This is a genomic window from Klebsiella sp. D5A (assembly GCF_001620885.1).
GTDB classification, from domain to species: Bacteria; Pseudomonadota; Gammaproteobacteria; order Enterobacterales; family Enterobacteriaceae; genus Klebsiella; species Klebsiella variicola.
This window is the reverse complement of sequence record NZ_LOAR01000005.1, coordinates 39,428-60,865: the sequence shown is the minus strand read 5'-3', so window position 1 is coordinate 60,865 and position 21,438 is coordinate 39,428. Positions and strand designations below refer to the sequence as shown.

The following is a 21,438-nucleotide window of genomic DNA, read 5'->3' as shown; positions in this document are numbered from 1 at the left end:
AACAGGAGAAGACGATGGCGGACTGGGTTAGCGGCAAAGTGACAAAAGTGGAGTACTGGACGGATGCCTTGTTCAGTTTATACGTGCGGGCGCCTGTTCATCCGTTTACCGCCGGGCAGTTTACCAAGCTCGGACTGGAAATCGACGGAGAACGCGTGCAGCGCGCCTACTCCTACGTCAATGCCCCCGGCAATCCCGATCTCGAGTTCTATCTGGTCACCGTCCCGGAAGGCAAGCTGAGCCCGCGTCTGGCGGCGCTGAAGCCGGGCGATGAAGTCCTGGTGGTGAGTGAAGCGGCAGGTTTCTTCGTCCTCGAGGAGGTACCGGATTGCGATACCCTGTGGATGCTGGCGACCGGCACTGCCCTCGGGCCGTACCTGTCAATTTTGCAGGAAGGCAAAGATCTTGAACGCTTTAACAACCTGGTACTGGTCCACGCCGTCCGCTACGCCGCGGACCTGAGCTATCTGCCGCTGATGCGCGAACTCGAGCAGCGCTATGCCGGTAAACTACGCATCCAGACCGTGGTCAGTCGCGAAACAGTGGAAGGCTCGCTGACCGGCCGGGTACCGTTCCTGATTGAAACCGGCGCGCTGGAAGAGGCGGTCGGGCTGGCGATGAACACCGACACCAGCCACGTCATGCTGTGCGGCAACCCGCAAATGGTGCGCGATACCCAACAGCTGTTAAAAGAGACCCGGCAGATGACCAAACATCTGCGTCGCCGGCCGGGCCATATGACAGCGGAGCACTACTGGTAATCAGGCGTCCGCTTTCCAGCGCACGTCCTGGGTCTCCTTGCCGAACTTATTCTCGCCCTGGGTGCCGACAAACGCCCCCAGGTCGATCAACATCATGACGATAATCAACGTCGGCACAAAGCGCCCGACGCCCCACTGCCAGACCTGCGGCAGCATCGCCCAGTTCCCCGCCAGCAGCATCCACGCCAGAATCATCAGCAGCGCCCACAGTCCGGATTTGCCGCGATCGTGCAGCCGCTTGACCACCACCGCCGCCGTCGGCCACAGCAGGCAGACGATAATAAACGCCGCCGTCTGCAGGTTGAGAAGATTGCTGCCTGCCAGGGTAAACAGGGCGCTCATGGTCACCAGCCAAATGGCAATCCAGATCCAGAAATCGCGGCGGCCAATGCGCCCTTTAATTGAGAATAACCACTGCTGTAGGGTCATGCGTTTTTCCTTATCATCATCGTCTGCGTAGTTTACCCTGGCGTCGTGACTTTTTGACAAGCGCCGCGCTTCCCGATTTAATCGTCAGCAGGCAAAAAAAGGAACGACGGGCATGAAGAAGTGGACAATCTTGTGTTTAAGTGGGCTGATGGGCCTGACCGTCGGCCCGCACGCGTTGTCCGCAGAAAGCGAATCGGCGACAGCGGCGCCCTATCTGCTCTCTGGCGCCCCGAGTTTTGACCTGTCGATCAGCCAGTTCCGGGAAAAATTTAACGCCGATAACCCGAAGCTGCCCCTGAACGAATTCCGTTCCATCGCCACCAGCCGGGATCAGGCTAATCTGACCCGCGCCGCCAGCAAAATTAATGAAAATCTCTATGCCTCGACCGCGCTGGAGCGCGGCACGCTGAAGATCAAATCCATGCAGATCACCTGGCTGCCGATCCAGGGGCCGGAGCAAAAGGCGGCGAAAGCCAAAGCGCTGGAGTATATGAGCGCCATGATCCGCGCCTTTGTCCCCACCCTTAGCCCGGCGCAAAGCCAGCAAAAGCTGCAGAAACTGCTGACCGCCGGCAAGGGCAAACGCTACTTTGCCGATACCGAAGGCGCTGTACGCTATGTGGTGGCAGATCATGGCGAAAAGGGTCTGACCTTCGCCATTGAACCGATTAAGCTGGCGTTATCTGAAACGCTGGAAGGCAACAATAAATGACAAAAAGCAAAGCCTTTCCAGTGACGAGTCTCTATACTGTTTCACAGACCATGCTGCCCTCTGGGGCGGCTATATTCCTTAATTCGCTTAAGTAGCGTGGAGAATTAAAATGCGACATCCTTTAGTGATGGGTAACTGGAAACTGAACGGCAGCCGCCACATGGTAAACGAACTGGTTGCGAACCTGCGTACCGAGCTGGCTGGCGTAAGCGGCTGTGCAGTTGCCATCGCCCCGCCGGAAATGTATCTGGACCTGGCTAAACGTGCGGCAGAAGGCAGCCACATTCACCTGGGCGCGCAGAACGTTGACGTGAACCTGTCCGGCGCATTCACCGGTGAAACCTCCGCCGAAATGCTGAAAGATATCGGCGCACAGTACATCATCATCGGCCACTCCGAGCGTCGTACCTACCACAAAGAATCCGACGAGCTGATCGCGAAGAAATTCGCTGTGCTGAAAGAGCAGGGTCTGACCCCGGTACTGTGCATCGGTGAAACCGAAGCCGAAAACGAAGCGGGCAAAACCGAAGAAGTTTGCGCACGTCAGATCGACGCCGTGCTGAAAACGCAGGGCGCTGCCGCTTTCGAAGGCGTGGTTATCGCTTACGAACCGGTATGGGCTATCGGTACCGGCAAATCCGCGACCCCGGCTCAGGCTCAGGCGGTGCACAAATTCATCCGTGACCACATTGCTAAAGCTGACGCGAAAATCGCTGAGCAAGTGATCATCCAGTACGGTGGTTCCGTTAACGCTGGCAACGCAGCAGAGCTGTTCACCCAGCCGGACATCGACGGCGCGCTGGTTGGCGGCGCCTCCCTGAAAGCTGACGCTTTCGCGGTGATCGTTAAAGCAGCAGAAGCAGCGAAAAAAGCGTAATTCGCTTTTCCCGGTGGCGAAACGCGACCGGGGTGACTGACAAAACTCGGGAGCCCGGCTTAGCACAGCGCAAGCCGGGCTTTCTTTTGCCGTTACAGTTTCCCCAACAGCTGATACCACGCGTAGTCCAGCGGCAGTAAAATCAGATAACTCACCGCCGCCAGCACCAGACACAGTTGCATCCCCGCCCTCGCCGGGACCTTGCCTAACCCCATCGCCACCACGATCGGCGACGCCTGATAGGGCAGCAGCGGCGTGGAATACCCCAGCACCTGAATCATGATCACGCTGAGCAGCGGAAAGCCGGTCGCGTCGGCAAAGCTCTGCGCAAAAGTGGTATACAGCGCCGGCACGCCGTTGGCGGTCATAATAAAGTTCAGCGCGCTGGTTATCCCGGTCAGGGCGAGGAAGCTGGTGAACGGATTGTCTTTATCCAGCGGCATCACCTGCAGCAGCGCATTGCCCACCGCACCGCCAATTCCGGTTTGGGTAACGGCGATCGCCAGTCCCAGAATCCCGGCAACATAAATGCAGGTGCGCATATTCACCCCGCTGGCAAACTCCTCACCGTTGATAAAGCCCACCCGCGGCAGCAGCGTGACCACTGCCGCCGCCAGGCCGGTCCACGCCGGGCCGACGCCGTGCCAGCTCTCGGTCACCCATAGCGTAAGGACTACCGCCAGCAGCCACGCCAGACGTTTCTCGTCGCGGCTCATCGGCGGCAGCGGCGCCAGGTCACGAGGTGGATGCGGCTTGCCGGGAAACAGCCAGCAAATCAGCGCCACCAGCACCGCCCCTTTCAGCCAGCCAAGCACCGGCGTATGCAGCAGCAAATAGGGAACATAATTCAGATGGATACCGTACGAGCCTTCCGCCGCGCCGCTCATCACCAGATTTGGCACGTTAGCGGGCAAAATCGTCGCCGAAAGCTGAAAGGTGCCGAACCCCACCGCCAGCGCCAGGCCGAACCAGCCGCGGCTGCCATCGACAATGCCCGCGCGGCGGGCCATCGCCGCCACGATCGGCATCAGCAGCGCGATACGTCCCATGTTGGAAGGCATCACAAACGCCAGCGCGTAGCTCAGCAACACCACGCTGCCGACCATCCGCGGCCAGGAGTCAGTGAGCCGCGCAGACAGCGCCTGCGCCGCCCGGTCCGCCAGCCCGGTTTTACGGATCGCGATACCGAGCACAAAGCCGCTGAACACCAGCCAGAACGCCGAGGAGGCAAAGCCGCCGAAGATCACCTCCGGCGGAGCGATTTTGGCCATCATCGCCGCCGCGAAGAACAGCAGCGCGGTGATAAATTCCGGCAGCAGCGACGTCGCCCAGAGCACAATGGTGACGCCGACAATCAATGAAGGAAGGAACAGCGGGTGGGTAAGCCAGAGCGACATGCCTGTCTCCTGTCGTTTTTTTCAGCAAGAATACGACGACAGGTAAGACAGGTAAACGCCAGAACTAGTGGTTTGCGTTAAGGATGGCGCAACGATGATCCTGAATTTCTTCCGCTGAAGCCCGGTTCAGGGTCAGCAGGTTACGCTCCGTCGCCAGCAGCACCAGCGAGCCGTCGCTCTGCTGCGCCATCGCCAGCGCGAAGCGTCCCATATGTTCGCGCGCCTCCGGCACCTCTTCCGCCAGCATCAGGAACGGGCTGCGCTGGGCCAGTTCGGCCTCCGTCACCCGGCGCGCCAGGTATTCATGGCCCTGAAGCCCGCCCGGCAGCGGCAGCCAGCGGCTGCTGACCGCGCGCGCATCCTTATCTAACTGCGCGCGCACATCGGGGCGCAGGCAGGAGATATGAATATGGAAATGGTTTTGCGTGCGTCCGCTGCGCGAGTTAATCGCCAGTGATATCGCGTTATCAGGAACCGGCGCGCCGTGACGCTGACTCATGATTTCACGTCCCTGCCAGGCCTGCCAGAAGAAGTTCGGCGTCAACGGGTCCAGCAGCAGCGGGCTTTCGGTGCCGTTAATGCGGTAGGTCGGCATCAGCAAATACTGCAGCGGGCCGTTACGGTCTTTAAACAGCACATAGCCGCCCTTGAGGTTCACTTCCGCGCACGGCGACGGATTTTGCTGCTGTTGCTGATGGGGTACGCACTGCTGCAGGACAATCTTGCGTAATGCGTCCGGGTTGCCGGAGTGCAGCCAGTAGTAGCCGCCCGCCAGCGCCGCGAGGATCGCCACCAGCAGCGCCAGCAAAAAGTATCTTACTCTTCTCATTTTCATTCCCTGTTAAGCCTGAAGCGGAAGAGTAACGTAATTTGATGACTAAATGAAAACAGATGGCGGGTGGGGCGTTATCCCGGGTAGCGGCTGGCGCCTTACCCGGGCTACGGACGGTGCAAATAGTAGCCCGGCTAAGCGCAGAGAAAGCCGGGGATTCCCCGGGTGGCGGCGTTCCGCCTTACCCGGGCTACCAGACGAAGCAGAACTGTAGCCCTGCTAAGCGTAGCGCAAGCAGGGACAAGAGGATTAACGCTGGCTAATCTGGTCGAAGGTGCCGCCGTTGGAGAAGTGCTCTTTCTGCGCTTTCGTCCAGCCGCCGAACTCCTGATCGATAGTAAACAGCTTCAGTTTCGGGAACTCGTTAGCATATTTCTTCGCCACATTCGGATCGCGCGGGCGGTAGAAGTTCTTCGCCGCAATCTCCTGGCCTTCCGGCGAGTAGAGATACTTCAGGTACGCTTCCGCCACCTGGCGCGTGCCTTTTTTATCCACCACTTTGTCGACCACAGAGACGGTCGGCTCAGCCAGAATCGACTCACTCGGGGTCACGATTTCAAACTTGTCTTTGCCCAGTTCGTTGGTCGCCAGCAGCGCTTCGTTTTCCCAGGCAATCAGCACATCGCCGATGCCGCGTTCTACGAAGGTATTGGTCGAACCACGCGCGCCGGAGTCCAGCACTTCCACGTTTTTATACAGCGCCTTGACGAATTCCTGGGCTTTGGCCTGGTCGCCGTGATTCTGATGCAGAGCATAGCCCCAGGCTGCCAGATAGTTCCAGCGGGCGCCGCCGGAGCTTTTCGGGTTCGGGGTAATGACCGACACGCCCGGTTTGATCAGGTCGTTCCAGTCATGGATCTGTTTCGGGTTGCCCTTGCGGACGAGGAACACGATGGTTGAGGTATACGGTGCGGAGTTATCCGGCAGGCGTTTCAGCCAGTTTTTATCGATACGGCCGCGTTCAGCAATGGCGTCTACGTCGTAGGCCAGCGCCAGTGTGACCACATCCGCTTCAATACCGTTAATCACTGAGGTCGCCTGTTTGCCAGAACCACCGTGCGACTGGCGGATCACCACGTTGTCGCCGGTCTCCTGCTTCCAGTGCGCGCTAAACGCTTTGTTGTACTGTTCGTACAGCTCGCGCGTTGGATCATAAGAAACGTTTAAAAGCTGAATGTCTTTTGCCAGAACGCTGGCGGATGCCAGCAACAGAGTTAACCCTACGCCCCACTTATTCATCGCACCGCTCTCTTTATGTGTGTTGTGATGGGCTAAGCGTGCCAGAAAGCGATTCAATGATTAAAGAATAAAAAAAGATTGGCTATAACTTGTGGATATAAAGAGGTGAATAAGGATTGCCCCCTCCCGGGCGGGAGAGGGCGCGAAGCGATTAGACTTCTTCCATACGGCCCAGCAGCGCCTGCAGGCGATCCTGCCAGCCCTGCTGTTGCTCTTTCAGCTGGCTGTTTTCGCGCTCCAGCTCTTCACGACCATGCTGCGCGCTCTGAACTTCCTGAACCAGGGTGTTGTTCTTTTCTTTCAGCTCTTCGATTTCCATCTGCAACAGAGTGATGGTATCAATCGCCTGCTGAACTTTAGATTCTAATTTCTCAAACACTTCTAATGACATCGTCATACCTCTCCTGAACTTGCAAGGCGTTGATAGAAACTCGTGTTTCGTATACGCGGTCCCGCCTTAACGAAAATTAGCGCACATAGCGGTGTTATCGTCGATTGTATGAATCCCCGCCGCCCCTGTCCAGCGGCAAGCCGCGCAGATTGCGGTTTGCAACACTTTTCAGTCTTTACCTGGTGCTTTCAGCGCAGTTCGCTCGTACTTCATGGGTCATTGTTAATTTTATGGTTAACAAAATGCGAGGTGAAACGCTCCGGCACCGGTCTCAATGCGCGCGGATGGCGCGAAAACGCTCATTTTCTTGACGCGGTACACACATTTGAAGTTCGATATTTCTCGTTTTTGCTCGTTAACGATAAATTAACACTATGCCTACATGGCAATATGGTCGTCTGTGACCACCCTACATACAATAATCATCACCACGCTTCAGGATTCGATTATGAGCCAAACATCAACCTTAAAAGGCCAGTGCATCGCAGAGTTCCTCGGTACCGGGTTGTTGATCTTTTTCGGCGTTGGGTGCGTGGCTGCGCTCAAGGTCGCGGGAGCCAGCTTCGGGCAATGGGAAATCAGCATCATCTGGGGTCTGGGCGTCGCCATGGCGATCTACCTGACCGCTGGGGTCTCCGGTGCGCACCTTAACCCTGCGGTAACTATCGCACTGTGGCTGTTCGCCTGCTTCGATGGCCGCAAAGTGGTCCCTTTTATCATTTCGCAATTCGCTGGCGCCTTTTGCGCTGCGGCATTAGTTTACGGGCTTTACTACAATCTTTTCCTCGATTATGAAACCACCCACCATATGGTCCGCGGCAGCGTAGAAAGCCTCGATCTGGCCGGCATCTTCTCCACCTATCCGAACCCGCATATCAATTTTGTGCAGGCCTTCGCGGTAGAGATGGTGATTACCGCTATCCTGATGGGCGTCATCCTGGCGCTGACCGACGATGGCAACGGCGTGCCGCGCGGCCCGCTTGCTCCGCTGCTGATCGGCCTGCTGATTGCGGTGATTGGCGCCTCCATGGGACCGCTGACCGGCTTCGCCATGAACCCGGCGCGTGATATCGGCCCGAAAGCTTTCGCCTGGCTGGCCGGCTGGGGCGACGTCGCCTTCACCGGCGGCAAAGATATTCCTTATTTTCTGGTGCCGCTGTGCGCACCGGTGGTCGGCGCGGCGCTGGGCGCATTCAGCTATCGTAAGCTGATTGGCCGTCACCTGCCTTGCGACACCTGCGTGGAGGAAGAGCAACAGAGCCCCTCCTCTTCCACCACTCAACATAAAGCTTCGCTGTAATCTGACTACGGGACACCGACTATGACCGACAAAAAATATATCGTTGCGCTTGACCAGGGCACTACCAGCTCCCGGGCCGTTGTGATGGATCATGATGCCAATATCGTCAGCGTCTCCCAGCGAGAATTTGAACAAATTTATCCTAAGCCAGGCTGGGTCGAACATGACCCGATGGAAATCTGGGCTTCCCAAAGCTCGACGCTGGTCGAAGCGCTGGCCAAAGCGGATATCAACTCCGATCAGATCGCGGCCATCGGCATCACCAACCAACGTGAGACCGTGGTGGTGTGGGAGCGTGAGACCGGTAAACCCATCTACAACGCCATCGTCTGGCAGTGCCGCCGTACCGCGGAGATCTGCGAGCAGCTCAAGCGTGACGGGATGGAAGAGTATATCCGCAAGGCCACAGGCCTGGTGGTGGACCCCTACTTCTCCGGCACCAAGGTAAAATGGATCCTCGACCATGTCGAAGGTTCCCGTGAACGTGCGAAACGCGGCGAGCTGCTGTTCGGCACCGTTGACACCTGGCTTATCTGGAAGATGACCCAGGGCCGCGTGCACGTTACCGACTACACCAACGCCTCACGTACCATGCTATTCAACATCCACGAGCTGGACTGGGACGACAAAATGCTCGACGCGCTGGACATTCCGCGCGCCATGCTGCCGGAAGTGCGCAAGTCTTCCGAAGTGTACGGCCAGACCAACATCGGTGGTAAAGGCGGGACCCGTATTCCTATCGCCGGGATCGCCGGTGACCAGCAGGCGGCCCTGTTCGGCCAGCTGTGCGTCAAAGAAGGGATGGCGAAAAACACCTATGGCACCGGCTGCTTTATGCTGATGAACACCGGTGAAAAAGCGGTCACCTCCACCCACGGTCTGCTGACCACCATCGCCTGCGGCCCGCGCGGCGAGGTGAACTACGCGCTGGAAGGGGCGGTGTTTATGGCCGGCGCGTCTATTCAGTGGCTGCGCGACGAGATGAAGCTCATCAGCGATGCCTTCGATTCCGAGTACTTCGCCACCAAAGTGAAGGATACCAACGGCGTATACGTGGTACCCGCGTTCACTGGTCTTGGCGCACCATACTGGGACCCGTATGCCCGCGGCGCGATTTTCGGCCTCACCCGCGGCGTGAACTCCAACCACATTATCCGTGCGACGCTGGAGTCCATCGCCTATCAGACCCGCGATGTGCTGGAGGCGATGCAGGCAGACTCTGGCATTCGTCTGCACGCCCTGCGCGTGGACGGCGGCGCGGTGGCTAACAACTTCCTGATGCAGTTCCAGTCCGATATCCTCGGCACCCGTGTCGAGCGTCCGGAAGTACGCGAAGTGACGGCGCTGGGCGCGGCCTATCTGGCGGGTCTGGCGGTCGGTTTCTGGCAGAATCTGGACGAGCTGCAGGAGAAAGCGGTGATTGAGCGCGAATTCCGCCCGGGGATTGAAACCACTGAGCGTAACTATCGTTACAGCGGCTGGAAGAAAGCGGTGAAACGCGCGTTAGCGTGGGAAGAGCACGACGAAGCGTAAGATTGTGGAGGTATTCCCGGCTTGCGGCGTAAACGCCTTAGCCGGGCTACAAAACCCCAAGCAGCACGATCTTGTAGCCCGGACAGGTGCGCAGCACCGCTTCCGGGTTTTTTATCAGCCAAACATCGGCAGCAGCAGGTATAGCTTAATCACCAGTGCGTTGACGATGTCGATAAAGAACGCTCCCACCATCGGCACCACCAGGAAGGCCATATGTGACGGGCCAAAGCGGTCGGTAATCGCCTGCATATTAGCAATCGCCGTCGGCGTTGCGCCCAGACCAAACCCGCAGTGGCCCGCCGCCAGCACCGCGGCATCGTAATTCTTGCCCATCATCCGGTAGGTAACGAACACCGCATACAGCGCCATCGCCAGCGCCTGCACCGCCAGGATAATAATCATCGGCAGCGCCAGCGAGGCCAGCTCCCACAGCTTGAGGCTCATCAGCGCCATGGCGAGGAACAGCGACAGGCTGACGTTGCCCAGCACCGATACCGCGCGATCGAACACCCGGTACAACCCCGCCAGCGCCAGGCTGTTGCTAAGGATCACACCGATAAACAGCACGCAGACGAAGGTCGGCAGCTCGAAGACGCTGCCCGCCAGCAGTTGCGCAACCACCTTGCCCACCGTCAGACAGATAGCGATCAGGGCGATACTTTCGATCAGCACCAGCGAGGTGATCACCCGCCCCACGTCCGGTTTTTCAAAGGCGGTTGGCGCCACCTGATCGTCCGGTGTGCCGTCCGGAGAGGAAGAGTGCTTCACCAGGTAGCGAGCCACCGGACCGCCGATCAGGCCGCCCAGCACCAGGCCGAAAGTCGCGCAGGCCATCGCCACTTCGGTGGCGTTGGCAAAACCGTAGCGTTCAACGAACAGCTTGCTCCACGCCGCCCCGGTGCCGTGGCCGCCGGATAAGGTAATCGACCCGGCCAGCAGGCCCATCAGCGGATCCAGCCCCAGCAGCGTCGCCATGCCGATACCGAGGGCATTCTGCAGCAGCAGCAGGCCAACCACCACGATCAGGAAAGTGCCCAGCACCTTGCCGCCGGCCCGCAGGCTGGCGAGGTTGGCGTTAAGACCGATGGTGGCGAAGAACGCCAGCATCAGCGGGTCTTTCAGACTCATATCGAAATCAATTTCGATATCCATGCTTTTCTTCAGCACCAGCAGCGCCAGCGCTACCAGCAAACCGCCGGCAACAGGTTCAGGAATGGTGTATTTCTTGAGGAAGGGAACGGTTTGCACGAGTTTTCTGCCGAGCAATAGCACAAGCGTTGCGGCAACGAGCGTCGATAAGGTATCGAGGTGAAACATAAAAAGCTCCTTATGGGCGCATGATCCATTCACACGCGACGTAATTCCTGGTGTCTTTAGCTTCTCATCATGAGGAGTCAGAAGGGGATTTTACGCAGAACGGCGGAAAAAATGACAGAAAAAGATATTTTGTATCCTTAATGATGCGATTTAGCATACAAAATGTTAATAACCTCGTTGCGCATATTCACGGCATAAATTTTTATGACCAAATGCTGGCAAACGTTTGCTTTTGGTCTACAGTCCGATAAAATTCCCGCTTTGCCACCTTGGGATTGCTTGTGATGTCCGTTAACACCGCAGAGTCAGAAAATGCGCAACCGGTTGCGCATAAATCAGCTAGCGAATTAATCTACCGCCTCGAAGATCGCCCACCGCTACCGCAAACCCTGTTCGCCGCCTTCCAGCACCTGCTGGCGATGTTTGTCGCGGTGATCACTCCAGCGCTGTTAATCTGCCAGGCTCTCGGTCTCCCGGCGCAAGATACCAAACATATCATCAGCATGTCGCTGTTCGCTTCCGGTGTCGCCTCTATTATTCAGATCAAAGCCTGGGGCCCGGTCGGCTCCGGATTGCTCTCCATCCAGGGCACCAGCTTTAACTTTGTCGCCCCGCTGATCATGGGCGGTACCGCATTGAAAACCGGCGGCGCCGACGTCCCCACCATGATGGCCGCCCTGTTCGGCACCCTGATGCTGGCCAGCTGCACGGAAATGGTCCTCTCCCGCGTCCTGCACCTGGCGCGCCGCATCATTACCCCGCTGGTCTCCGGCGTGGTGGTGATGATTATCGGCCTGTCGCTGATTCAGGTCGGACTGACTTCCATCGGCGGCGGCTACGCGGCGATGGCCGACCACACTTTCGGCGCGCCGAAGAACCTGCTGTTGGCGGGCATCGTGCTGGCGCTGATCATTATTCTCAACCGCCAGCGTAATCCCTATTTGCGCATTGCTTCGCTGGTGATTGCCATGGCGGCGGGCTATCTGGCGGCATGGTTCCTCGATATGCTGCCAGCCAATACCGCCCCGACCAACAGCAGCCTCATCACCGTGCCGACGCCGCTCTACTATGGTCTCGGTATCGACTGGAGCCTGCTGCTGCCGCTGATGCTGGTGTTTATGATCACCTCCCTGGAAACCATCGGCGATATCACCGCCACCTCAGACGTCTCCGAACAGCCGGTTTCCGGCCCGCTGTATATGAAACGCCTGAAAGGCGGTGTGCTGGCTAACGGCCTCAACTCCTTTGTTTCCGCGGTCTTCAACACCTTCCCGAACTCCTGCTTCGGCCAGAACAACGGCGTGATCCAGCTGACCGGCGTCGCCAGCCGCTACGTCGGTTTCGTGGTCGCCCTGATGCTGATCGTCCTCGGTCTGTTCCCGGCGGTGAGCGGCTTCGTGCAGCACATCCCTGAGCCGGTGCTCGGCGGCGCCACGCTGGTGATGTTCGGCACCATTGCCGCGTCCGGCGTGCGCATCGTCTCCCGTGAGCCGCTGAACCGTCGGGCGATCCTGATTATCGCCCTGTCGCTGGCAGTGGGCCTCGGCGTGTCGCAGCAGCCGTTGATCCTGCAGTTCGCCCCAGACTGGCTGAAAAACCTGCTCTCTTCGGGGATTGCCGCCGGTGGTATCACAGCGATAGTTCTGAATTTAATTTTCCCGCCAGAAAAAGCCTGATCTGACGCGCTCCCGGTCGCGCCATTGGCCGGGACGCTTTCCACGACCTGCCTCATCACGGAAATAAACCACGCCCGCCTTGAGAAGTGCGCCTAAATCGGGCATAACACGGTGATGTGCATCTCACAGAATGGAAGACCATGAAATTTCTTGGAAAGCTGATTCTCTGGCTGCTAGTCGCTCTGCTGCTCGTCATTGTTGGCGCGTGGTTCCTGCTGCAAACCCACTGGGGCGCCCGCCAGGCCAGCGCCTGGCTCAGCAATGGCACCGGCTGGCAGGTCTCCTTCGATGCGATGGAACACGATTTCTCCTCCCCTCTTCATGTGCAGTTGCAAAACGTCACCTTTGGCCGGGAAGGCAAGCCGGCCACCCTGGTGGCAAAAACGGTCGATATTGGCTTCAGCACCCGCCAGTTTAGCGATCCGCTGCATGCGGATGAGATAGTCCTTAACGACGGCACTCTGAATCTGTCACCCCACTCTGCAGACCTGCCGTTCGCTGCCGACCGGCTGATGTTGCGCAACATGGCTTTCAACAGCCCGGAAACCGGCTGGGCGCTCAGCGCGCAGCGCGTCACCGGCGGCGTCAGTCCATGGACGCCGGAAGCGGGCAATGTGCTGGGGAAAACGGCGCAGATCCAGATGAGCGCGGGCTCGATGACGCTCAATGGCGTCGAAGCCAGCAACGTTCTGATTCAGGGCAGGATTGATCAGGGTGAAGTGACCCTCTCCACCCTCGGCGCCGATGTCGCCCGCGGCACCTTAACCGGCAATGCGAAACGCAGCGCCGACGGCAGCTGGCTGGTGGATAACCTCCAGCTCAATGAGATTCGACTGCAGAGCCCCGCCTCGCTGGCCGAGTTTTTCGCGCCGTTAACCACGGTCCCCTCTCTGCAGATTGGCCGCCTGGATATCACCGACGCCCGCCTGCAGGGGCCGGACTGGGCGGTAACCGACCTCGACCTGAGCCTGCGCAACCTGACGCTCAGCCACGGCGGCTGGCAGAGCCAGGACGGCACGCTGTCGATGAACGCCAGCGAATTTATCTACGGCTCGCTGCACTTCTTCGACCCGATTCTGAATGCTGAATTCTCTCCCCAGGGCATTGCGCTGCGCCAGTTCTCCTCGCGCTGGGAGGGCGGCATGGTGCGCACCTCCGGCAACTGGCTGCGCGCTGGTAACGCGCTGGTGCTCGACGACACCGCCTTCGCCGGACTGGAGTACACGCTGCCGGCGAACTGGAAACAGCTGTGGATGGCGCCGATGCCAGCCTGGCTGCAAAGCCTGACGCTGAAAAAATTCAGCGCCAGCCGTAACCTGATCATCGATGTGGATCCTGCCTTCCCGTGGCAAATTACCGCCCTCGATGGCTATGGCGGCGAGCTACAGCTGGTGAAAAACGGCAACTGGGGAGTATGGAACGGCAGCGCGACGCTGAACGCCGCGGCGGCGACTTTTAACCGGATCGACGTGCGCCGCCCGTCACTCAAGCTGAGCGCGACAGCGTCGACGGTCAATATCACTGAGCTTAGCGCCTTCACCGAGCGCGGCATTCTGCAGGCCACCACCGCGGTATCCCAGCTGCCGCAGCGCCAGGTCAATCTGAGCTTTACCGGCCGCGGCGTGCCGCTGAATATTCTGCAGGCCTGGGGCTGGCCGTCGCTACCGATAAGCGGGGATGGCAATCTCCAGCTGACCGCCAGCGGCAGCGTGCAGGCCGATGCCCCGCTCAAGCCGACGGTCAACGGGCAGCTCAGCGCCGTGAATATGGAGAAACAGCAGGTGGCGCAAATCATGCGCAACGGCGAGGTCAGCCCCGCCCCCGCCGCGCCGCAGTAAAATCCCCCTCATCTGGCCCTCTCCCCACGGTGAGAGGGCATGCTTTCCGACAAACTCCGCTCTGGCCACGCCCTCTCCCTTTCAGGGAGGGGGTTGGGGTGCGAGTCCTGAAACCTGTGTGCAATACGCGGCTATCTGTACCTATTTAGCGCAACAGGTTCCTTTCAAATATCAGAATTGCTATAACCAAATTACTGGAAGTCGATAAAAAACCGCTCCCTGTACCTACAAAAATATAAAAGGATCAATCATGCCTGAAATACGTCAGCGTATTCTGGAGAATATGCAAAAATTCTCCCGGGCCATGATCGGCGCCGTATTGTTCTTGCCGGTCATTGGCTTAATTCTGGCCCTCAGTTCAGTATTAACTAATCCGACATTAATTGCTGAAACCAGTTTCTTACATCAGCTTGGGCAAATGCTCGGCGACACTTTTTGGCCTTTATTTGGCAACCTCGGCTTATTATTTTGCGTCGGCATTAGCTATGGCCTGGCAAAGGATAAAAAAACCGAAGTCGCGCTGGTTGCAGTGATGTGCTTCATTATGTTCCTTGGCGCCAACCACTCCTGGCTGGAACACACCCACGGACTCGCCGAAAAAATTAACGGTGAATATTATGGCACCGGGCAAACCCAGCTGCTGGGCTTTGTGGTGGTGGATATGGGCGTTTTCCTGGGCATTATTCTCGGCTGCACGATTGCGTGGGTGCACAATAAAGTCTCTGCCATTGAGCTGCCTGGCGCGCTGTCGATGTACGGCGGCGCCAAGCTGACGCTGGTGGCGATGACGCCGGTGGTTATCTTCTACGCCATCGCCTTTACCTGGATTTGGCCCTTTATGACCCACGGCATCTCCGCCCTCACCGGTTTTATGAAAAATGCCGGGGTCGCCGGGGTCTTCGTCTATGGTTTCTTTGAAAAATTCCTTATCCCCACCGGCCTGCACCATTTCGTCTGGTCCCCCTTCCAGCTCACCCAGATTGGCGGCACCCTGCACGTGGACGGTCAGGTGGTCTCCGGGACCCAGGCCATTTTCCTCGCCTATATGCGCCACCCCGACCTGACGCCGGTCATGAACGACGCATTACGTTTTTCGCAGCAAGGGATGACCACTATCTTTGGCCTGGCGGGCGCCTCGCTGGCGTTCTACCACACCGCGAAACCGGAGAAGAAAGTGATGGCGAAGGCGATCCTGCTGCCGGCGATCATCACCTCGATGCTGACCGGTATCACCGAACCGATCGAGTTCACCTTCTTGTTTGTCTCGCCGCTGCTGTGGGTGATCCACGCGACGTTAACCGCCGCCTCGCAGGCCATTTGCGACATTTTCACCGTACGTCCCTGGGGAGCATCGGGCCTGATCGAGTTTCTGATCTATAACCTGCCGCTGCCGGTCTCCTTAACGCGCTGGCCGGGCTATGTCCTTATTGGTATCGGCCAGTTCGCCGTTTACTACGTGATTTTCCGCACCCTGGTGGTGAAGCTGAATCTGAAAACGCCGGGCCGGGAAGATGACGAGAACGTGAAGCTTTACAGCAAAGCAGAGTACCGCCAGAAAGTCTCGCAACCGCAGTCGGTCACCGATGACATTATCCGCGGCCTCGGGGGCAAGGAGAATATTCTCTCCGTCGATAATTGTTTTACTCGTCTGCGCGTGGCCGTGCGCGATATGGCGCGGGTTGATGACGCGCAATTAAAAAATACCGGCGCCAACGGCGTCGTACGAAATCGTAATGAAGTTCAGGTTATTTATGGCGTCAAAGTGGGACAGGTACGTTCCCGGGTTGATAACTGGTTAGCAGAAAATTAATGAGGAGTTTGTATGAAATTAACCGTATTAGGCGGGGGCGGCGTTCGCTCTGCATTTTTAGCGAAATCTCTGGCCTATAACGCTCACCGCATTGGTTTAACAGAAGTGGTTTTTCTCGATAACTCTGCTGATAATCTGGCGATATTTGGCGAAATTGCCCGCTATGTATTTAATACTATTCGCCCGGATATTCAGTTTAGTACCACTACCGACCCGATCGCAGCGCTGCAGGATGCCAACTATATCATTACCACCCTGCGGGTTGGCGGTGACGAAAGCCGTATTCGCGACGAACGCATTGCGCTTCAGCATAACACCCTCGGCCAGGAGACCACCGGCGCCGGCGGTTTCGCGATGGCCATGCGTTCGATCCCGGCGATCCTTCGCTATTGCCGGCTGATCGAAGAACATGCCGCCGAAGACGCCATTCTGTTTAACTTTACCAACCCGTCAGGCCTGGTGACGGAAGCGATCGTCAAGTCCGGTTTTAAGCGCCGGGTCTATGGGATCTGCGATGCTCCCTCCGAGCTGATTCGTGAACTGCCGGCGATCCTTGGTTGTGAAGAACGCGACCTCAGCGTGGAATGCTATGGGCTGAACCATTTCTCATGGTTTACCCACTTCACCGTACGCGGGGAAGAGGTAACCGAACGGCTGATCGCCAGCCCGGAACTGTACCAGAAGACGGCGATGCAGTACTTCTCCCCGGAGCTGGTGCGGCTTTGCGATAATCAGCTCCTCAATGAATATCTCTATTATTACTACTATCGAGAGGTGGCGCTGAAGGCGATTCAGGAGGCCGGCGAGACGCGCGGAGAGCAGATCGCCCGTATCAATCAGGAGATGCGCGAGGCGCTGCGCACCGTGGATGCCAGAACGCAACCGGAAGCCGCTTTCACCATCTGGATGCAGCATTACCTGCGCCGGGAAAACAGCTATATGCAGAATGAGTCGCAGCAGGAAAAATTCCACACCCGCGAACCGCTGACGCTGCGCCAGTTTATCGAAGAGCCGGACACCGGCGGCTATGCCGGGGTGGCGCTGGATATCCTGGAAGCGGTGAACAGCACCACCACCAAGCGTATCGTGGTATCGATCCAGAATCACGACACGCTCGACTTTTTGCGCCCTGACGACGTGATCGAGATCAGCTGCGACCTGAGCCGGGATGGCCTCAAGCCGGTGACGCCGGTGAAGGTGCCGACGGCGCAGAAGAATATGATTTCCTGCGTGAAGGAGTATGAGCGGCTGGCGGTGGCGGCAATCCTGCAGCAGGATAAATCGCTGGCGGTGCGGGCGCTGATGGCGCACCCGCTGATCGGTTCCTATTCGCTGGCGAAAACCCTGGTCGAAGCCTATCTCGACGATGAGCAATTCGCCGCCTGGCAGTAACCCGCATTGCCGATGGGATTCCCCCCCGCTCGCGCTGCGCTTAGCGGGGCTACGAACGGAGCGGTTTGTGTTTTATGTAGGCCGGGTCAGGCGTAAGCCGCCACCCGGCAAAATAGCCGCATCACCCGGTAGCCCGGATAAGGCGCCAGCCGCCATCCGGCAAAATAGCCGCATCACCCGGTAGCCCGGATAAGGCGCCAGCCGCCATCCGGCAAAATAGCCGCATCACCCGGTAGCCCGGATAAGGCGCCAGCCGCCATTCGGGAACTCCCCCCGCCCGCACCGCGCTTAGCGGGGCTACGAACGGAGCGGTTTGTGTTTGATGTAGGTCGGGTCAGGCGTAAGCCGCCACCCGACAAAATAGCCGTATCACCCGGTAGCCCGGATAAGGCGCCAGCCGCCATCCGGGAACTCCCACACTCGCGACGCGCTTAGCGGGGCTACGAACGGAGCGGTTTGTATTTTATGTAGGTCGGGTCAGGCGTAAGCCGCCTCCCGGCAAAATAGCCGCATCACCCGGTAGCCCGGATAAGGCGCCAACCGCCATCCGGGAACTCCCCCGCTCGCGCCGCGCTTAGCGGGCTACAAACGGAGCGGTTTGTATTTGATGTAGGCCGGGTCAGGCGTAAGCCGACACCCGGCAAAATTGCCGTATCACCCGGTAGCCCGGATAAGGCGCCAGCCGCCATCCGGGAGCTCCCCGCTCGCGCTACGCTTAGCGGGGGCTAACTATTGCTGCGTAGGCTGGTAAACCACATCTTCAATAGTCGCTCAAAGCCTAAGATGCAGTAGCCAAAAAACGGGTTGCTCCAGTAAATATCATCGTCGAACTTCTGCGGGTCGTGAATAATAAACGCCGTATCCGCAGCCTGCGCCAGCGGGCTTTGGTAATCGCCGGTAAAGCAGACCAGATTAATCTCCTTCCCCTCCAGGGCCTTCACCCAGTTGAGCGCCGAGCTGCTGCGCCCGGATTTAGAAACGATCCAGATGGAGTCGAAGCGGGCGGCGTTTTTCTGTTCGAGGATTTCATAATCCGGCCACAGCGCCAGGCTGGCATTCACGCCGGTGACGAGGAACTTGTTGTAAATATACTGGGCGATTAGCTGCGAAAAGCCGCTGCCGTGGATCAGGATGCGCTGCTGTTTAAGGCTTGCCAGCAGCAGCGTCAGCGCTTCTTCCGGCTGAACGCTCATGTAGTCGATATCGTTGGTGACATCGAGCTTCGGCATGGTGATATTGAACTTGATGAAATAGACCAGCTCCAGCCAGCCGCTGAACTTCAGTTTCTTCGCCAGCCGGACCAGCGAAGAGGGGTTGCTGTAGCACTGTTCGGCCACAGCGCGGACTCCCTGGCGGATACACTGCTCCGGGTCGTTCTGAATAAAGCGCAGCACGGTCATTTCCGTTTTGCTTAGCTTCACGTCACGAAAGATATTTTCTAAGTCCATGGCGGGCTCCTCTCAACGGCAGAATACGCTAACACCGTTCGGCGACAGCGTCTGCGGCCTGAGTCACCACTATGAAATGAACGTTACTTTTTGTACAAAAATGAAATAAAAAAACCCTCGCCGCTGGCGGAGAGGGTTGCAGCCGTTAAGATGGTGTTTTACAGGGTAATCGTCAGCGTATTGCCCTCGGCGCTCACTACCACACCCCATTCGCTGCCGGCCTGAGTCCCGCCCTGCACGCCCGCGACCTGCGGGATATTACGCAGACACAGCGTCCAGCCGCGGGCCTCGCCTTCGCCGCTCACGGCGATGGTGTTGCCCTGGCGCCTGGCCTTCAGGGTGAAAATCGTCGAGCCGTCTGCCGCCGGAACGTCACAACGTGCCTCGCGTCCATCCTCGAGGTGGAACAGCTGGAAGGCGGTGCCCTCATGCCAGGCATAATCGGGTTTCTGGTCATTGTTGCCCAGCGCCAGCAGGGTGTTGTCACGAACGTAGACCGGCAGGCTCAGCGCATCGTGATGCTGCTTATGCCAGCGGCTACCCGGTAATTCATCGTTATGCCACAGGTGCGTCCAGCGCCCATCCGGCAGATAAAATTGCACCTCGCCCGCTTCGGAGAACACTGGCGCCACCAGGACCGAATCACCGAGCATATACTGGCGGTCAAGATAGTCGCAGGCCGGATCGTCCGGGAACTCGAGCATCATCGCACGCAACATCGGCGTGCCGAACTCGTTGGCCAGCGCCGCCTGGCGATAAAGATACGGCATCATGCGGCATTTCAGCTGCGTGAAGTGGCGCACCACATCACAGGACTCTTCGTCGTAGGCCCATGGCACCCGATAGGATTTGCTGCCGTGCAGCCGGCTGTGGCTGGAGAGCAGGCCGAAGGCGCACCAGTGCTTGTAGACGTGGGCCGGCGCGGTGTTTTCGAAACCGCCGATATCGTGACTCCAGAAACCGAAGCCGGACATGCCGATCGACAGCCCGCCGCGCAGGCTTTCCGCCATCGATTCGTAGTTGGCGTAGCAGTCGCCGCCCCAGTGCACCGGGAACTGCTGCGCGCCCACCGAGGCGGAACGGGCGAACAGCACCGCCTCCTGCTCGCCGACGGTCTCTTTCAGCACCTTCCACACCAGCTCGTTATAGATGAAGGCGTAGTGGTTGTGCATTTTCTGCGGATCGGAACCGTCAAACCACTGGACGTCGGTCGGGATACGCTCGCCGAAGTCGGTCTTGAAGCAATCGACCCCCATCGCCACCAGGCCTTTTAACTTGTCGGCGTACCACTGGCAGGCTTCCGGGTTGGTGAAGTCATAAATCGCCAGCCCCGGCTGCCACTTATCCCACTGCCACAGCGAACCGTCCGGGCGCTTCAGCAGGTAGCCCTTCTCTTTCAGCTCCTTGAACACCGGCGAGCGCTGGCCGATGTACGGGTTGATCCACACGCAGACCTTCAGCCCTTTCGCCTTCAGGCGTTTGATCATCCCTTCCGGGTCCGGGAAAGTTAGCGGATCCCATTCAAAATCGCACCACTGGAAGGCCTTCATCCAGAAGCAGTCGAAGTGGAAGACGTGCAGCGGCAGATGGCGCTCAGCCATGCCGTCAATAAAACTATTCACCGTCGCTTCGTCATAGTTGGTGGTGAACGAAGTCGTCAGCCACAGACCGAACGACCATGCCGGCGGCAGCGCCGGGCGGCCGGTGAACTGCGTATAGCGGTTAAGCACCGCTTTCGGCGTCGGGCCGTCGATGACGAAGTACTCAAGGTATTCGCCTTCAACGCTGAACTGGACTTTAGAGACCTTCTCCGAGCCCACCTCGAAGGAGACGCGCTGCGGATGGTTGACCAGCACGCCGTAGCCGCGGTTGGTCAGATAGAAGGGGATATTTTTGTAGGATTGCTCGGTGCTGGTGCCGCCGTCTTCGTTCCAGGTTTCTACCGTCTGGCCGTTGCGCACCAGCGCGGTAAAGCGCTCGCCGAGGCCGTAGACGGTTTCGCCGACGCCGAGGTCGAGGCGCTCAAACATGTAGTTGCGCTGGGTCTTACTATCCTGCACGTAGCCGTTGTTTTTCAACTGGCTACCGGTGATGCGCACGCCGTCGCGCAGAAAATCCAGCGCCCAGAATTCACCTTTAGTGACGCGCACGCTGAGGTTGCCGCTTTTCAGCTCGGCGAACCCGGCCGTATTTTCTATTTCGACATGGACGTCTTTCTGCACGTTCAGCGGATAGTGCGGGCCGTTATCCAGCGCGCCCTGGAAGTGCGCCATGCGCACGCCGATTATCCCTTCCTGAGGCGAGAAAAAGCGCAGGGTGAACAATGGCGTATCCAGCTGCCAGGCACGTTCGCGAACATCGCGCGGCGCGGCATAGACCACCATTTCATTTCCCTGCTGTTCCACCTCGTAAACCTGTACGGGTTGGATCAGGTTGAGCCCTGGTTGAATGAGCCAGTTTCCATCACTGATTTTCATTAAAACGTC

17 protein-coding genes are annotated in these 21,438 nt (G+C 58.3%); 9 read left to right on the top strand and 8 right to left on the bottom strand.

The genetic code is table 11. The annotated features are described in order from the left end of the window. The first annotated feature begins 14 nt into the window (after positions 1–14). Positions 15–761, top strand: a complete 747-nt coding sequence (gene fpr, locus AS136_RS08260) for a ferredoxin--NADP(+) reductase (protein ID WP_012540295.1) — start codon at positions 15–17, stop codon at positions 759–761. Here fpr and AS136_RS08255 read toward each other — a convergent pair whose 3' ends face one another. Next, entirely contained in the window at positions 762–1,190 is a 429-nt protein-coding gene (locus AS136_RS08255; RefSeq protein ID WP_004173894.1) for a DUF805 domain-containing protein, read from the bottom strand. Positions 1,191–1,302: 112 nt separating this feature from the next. Here AS136_RS08255 and AS136_RS08250 point away from each other — a divergent pair, with 112 nt between their 5' ends. Both AS136_RS08250 and tpiA read left to right on the top strand, forming a co-directional pair. Continuing rightward, on the top strand, positions 1,303–1,902 hold the full coding sequence (locus AS136_RS08250; protein WP_008806815.1) for a YiiQ family protein: 600 nt from the start codon (positions 1,303–1,305) through the stop codon (positions 1,900–1,902). A 109-nt stretch (positions 1,903–2,011) separates the two neighbouring features. Next, complete coding sequence (gene tpiA, locus AS136_RS08245; protein WP_002922909.1) at positions 2,012–2,779, top strand: triose-phosphate isomerase; 768 nt, start codon at positions 2,012–2,014, stop codon at positions 2,777–2,779. A gap of 92 nt (positions 2,780–2,871) precedes the next feature. Here the strand turns inward: tpiA and AS136_RS08240 are convergent, their stop codons facing one another. The 4 genes from AS136_RS08240 to zapB all read right to left on the bottom strand — a co-directional run bounded on the left by AS136_RS08240 (position 2,872) and on the right by zapB (position 6,644). Further along, a complete protein-coding gene (locus tag AS136_RS08240; protein ID WP_016161971.1) occupies positions 2,872–4,176 on the bottom strand; it encodes an SLC13 family permease in 1,305 nt (434 codons plus the stop codon). Positions 4,177–4,240: 64 nt separating this feature from the next. Next, positions 4,241–5,011 (bottom strand): CDP-diacylglycerol diphosphatase, encoded by a 771-nt coding sequence (locus tag AS136_RS08235; protein ID WP_162823399.1) that lies wholly within the window; start codon positions 5,009–5,011, stop codon positions 4,241–4,243. A 246-nt stretch (positions 5,012–5,257) separates the two neighbouring features. Then, positions 5,258–6,247, bottom strand: coding sequence for a sulfate ABC transporter substrate-binding protein (locus tag AS136_RS08230; protein ID WP_002922936.1), 990 nt, complete (start codon positions 6,245–6,247; stop codon positions 5,258–5,260). A gap of 151 nt (positions 6,248–6,398) precedes the next feature. Continuing rightward, a complete protein-coding gene (gene zapB / locus AS136_RS08225; RefSeq protein WP_008806812.1) occupies positions 6,399–6,644 on the bottom strand; it encodes a septal ring assembly protein ZapB in 246 nt (81 codons plus the stop codon). Between the two features lie 442 nt (positions 6,645–7,086). Between zapB and AS136_RS08220 the strand changes: the two genes are divergently transcribed. Further along, positions 7,087–7,938 carry an MIP/aquaporin family protein gene (locus AS136_RS08220; RefSeq protein WP_012540293.1) on the top strand — a complete coding sequence of 284 codons (852 nt, stop codon included), beginning with the start codon at positions 7,087–7,089 and terminating at the stop codon, positions 7,936–7,938. 21 nt (positions 7,939–7,959) lie between these two features. Next, positions 7,960–9,471: a glycerol kinase GlpK gene (glpK, locus tag AS136_RS08215; RefSeq protein ID WP_008806810.1), complete on the top strand. Its 1,512-nt coding sequence runs from the start codon at positions 7,960–7,962 to the stop codon at positions 9,469–9,471. Between the two features lie 114 nt (positions 9,472–9,585). Here the strand turns inward: glpK and gltS are convergent, their stop codons facing one another. Beyond that, positions 9,586–10,788, bottom strand: coding sequence for a sodium/glutamate symporter (gltS, locus tag AS136_RS08210; RefSeq protein WP_008806809.1), 1,203 nt, complete (start codon positions 10,786–10,788; stop codon positions 9,586–9,588). A gap of 284 nt (positions 10,789–11,072) precedes the next feature. Between gltS and AS136_RS08205 the strand changes: the two genes are divergently transcribed. The 4 genes from AS136_RS08205 to AS136_RS08190 all read left to right on the top strand — a co-directional run bounded on the left by AS136_RS08205 (position 11,073) and on the right by AS136_RS08190 (position 17,504). Further along, positions 11,073–12,464, top strand: coding sequence for a nucleobase:cation symporter-2 family protein (locus tag AS136_RS08205; protein ID WP_063266750.1), 1,392 nt, complete (start codon positions 11,073–11,075; stop codon positions 12,462–12,464). A gap of 140 nt (positions 12,465–12,604) precedes the next feature. Next, on the top strand, positions 12,605–14,302 hold the full coding sequence (locus AS136_RS08200) for an AsmA family protein (RefSeq protein ID WP_038421905.1): 1,698 nt from the start codon (positions 12,605–12,607) through the stop codon (positions 14,300–14,302). A gap of 250 nt (positions 14,303–14,552) precedes the next feature. Then, entirely contained in the window at positions 14,553–16,112 is a 1,560-nt protein-coding gene (locus AS136_RS08195; protein WP_023298351.1) for a PTS transporter subunit EIIC, read from the top strand. 12 nt (positions 16,113–16,124) lie between these two features. Next, a complete protein-coding gene (locus tag AS136_RS08190) occupies positions 16,125–17,504 on the top strand; it encodes a family 4 glycosyl hydrolase (RefSeq protein ID WP_023323389.1) in 1,380 nt (459 codons plus the stop codon). A gap of 725 nt (positions 17,505–18,229) precedes the next feature. Here the strand turns inward: AS136_RS08190 and AS136_RS08185 are convergent. Further along, positions 18,230–18,952, bottom strand: coding sequence for a MurR/RpiR family transcriptional regulator (locus AS136_RS08185; protein WP_016161976.1), 723 nt, complete (start codon positions 18,950–18,952; stop codon positions 18,230–18,232). 158 nt (positions 18,953–19,110) lie between these two features. Then, positions 19,111–21,429, bottom strand: a complete 2,319-nt coding sequence (yicI, locus tag AS136_RS08180; protein WP_063266749.1) for an alpha-xylosidase — start codon at positions 21,427–21,429, stop codon at positions 19,111–19,113. Between the last annotated feature and the right edge of the window lie 9 nt (positions 21,430–21,438).